This window comes from Hoylesella timonensis S9-PR14 (assembly GCF_000762405.1).
Taxonomy (GTDB): domain Bacteria; phylum Bacteroidota; class Bacteroidia; order Bacteroidales; family Bacteroidaceae; genus Prevotella; species Prevotella timonensis_A.
In genome coordinates this window covers 1-598 of sequence record NZ_JRPQ01000271.1, presented here as the reverse complement: position 1 = coordinate 598, position 598 = coordinate 1, and the positions used below count along the sequence as shown (strand labels likewise).

General features: G+C 40.5%; 1 pseudogene. It reads left to right on the top strand.

From position 1 onward, the window contains the following. A pseudogene (locus tag HMPREF9304_RS12620) lies at positions 1 to 598 on the top strand (HTH domain-containing protein); the annotation flags it as partial.

Here is a 598-nt window from a genome sequence, read left to right as displayed (position 1 = left end):
TGAATGCTCAAAGAGAGGATAAACCTTACTTTGACCAAATTACGATGAGAGGACAGTTTCGTACCTCTATTAAAGACATCATGCAATTCTTGGAGATAAGCCGAAAGTCAGCTCGCCGTTCTTTGGATAAGCTGAAAGCAGCGGGCGTTATCCACGTAGCTTCCTTACGACGCAATGGTGTTATCATCACCGTTCGTGATTTTTCAAAGTTTCTGGCTTTGGAAAATATAAGAGGTGGCTGGGTAAAGCTGTATTATGACCTTGACTACCAAGATTTCTTTGTGAATGCACAGGTTCTTCATGTTTATCTTCATATACTTCTTCATACCTACTCAGAAAATGAGAATTACGAGGATCCATTTTGGTTTGACCTTAAGAAAATCAGTACTTCGACTGGCATCTCTGCCGTCAATATAAAAGATTGTCTTCTGAAGTTGCGCAAGCTCGGAATCTTGAATGTTGGTTATAACAACCAGAAAAGATTATCTTCCGTGCGTTTGATAGAGTTCTCTGATTACATTAAGGACACCTATCCAGTAGCATCTGTAGGCTCTTCTGTTGGATATGCAGCGTCGATTGAAGACACTGCAGGTTTTGA